Annotated in this window: 2 protein-coding genes; one reads left to right on the top strand and one right to left on the bottom strand. The window is 62.0% G+C overall.

Annotated features, from left to right (window positions below; all coding sequences use genetic code 11):
* The coding region (locus B2J89_RS21425; protein ID WP_169170836.1) for a flagellar hook-basal body complex protein FliE at window positions 1-91 on the top strand (91 nt) is incomplete at its 5' end.
* Between the two features lie 435 nt (window positions 92-526).
* Here the strand turns inward: B2J89_RS21425 and B2J89_RS22950 are convergent.
* Window positions 527-655 (bottom strand): flagellar protein FliT (locus B2J89_RS22950; protein ID WP_169170835.1); only part of this gene is annotated, 129 nt, incomplete at its 5' end.

Below are 655 nucleotides of genomic sequence, written 5' to 3'. Positions count from 1 at the left end.
CCAGAAGGCGCAGATCGGCTTCCAGGCCACGCTGCACGTGCGCAACCGCATGGTGCAGGCCTATACCGACATCATGAACATGCAGGTGTAGGGCCCGGCACCTGCCGGGCGCCACGCTATCACCCTGGATGGCGGAGGCATCCTGGCTTGGCCGAGCCGCCCGGCCCGGCGCAGCGCCAGAGCTCTTACTATTTAATGGATAGCTAGCAGCGCTTGCTGCATAAGCGCTACAGCCCGATTTCACTCACATTCCAGACCACGGCATTGCTCCCGGCCCGGGTGCGCGGTCCTGCGCAGGACCAACGCCTCATTACTACCAAGTTAATAGCACTCAGCGCTTTCCAGGCAAGCGCCAGAGCCCGATTTCATCCCAATTTTCGCTTTCCAGCCCAGCCCCGTGGCAGGGCGGGCTTCGCCGTCGCATACGGATGTGCATCCCATTGGATAACTAGGCGGGGAGCCGAAGACAGTGCTTTAGCACGGCGAGGCGAGCCAACGACGTTAGCCGGTTGAAGGCACATCCGTATCAGTGCATCACCTGCGGCTGGCCCTCGAACATGTGCTCGAACTGCGCCATCCACGGCTCGGCCAAGCAGCGGATCTGGGCGTCGTTGCGCAGGATGCGCTGCATGATCACGGTCTTTTCCTTGCGGTG

It is taken from the genome of Acidovorax sp. SRB_24, from assembly GCF_012931925.1.
Note: the sequence above shows the minus strand (reverse complement) of the source record. Positions and strands in the feature narration are given on the sequence as shown.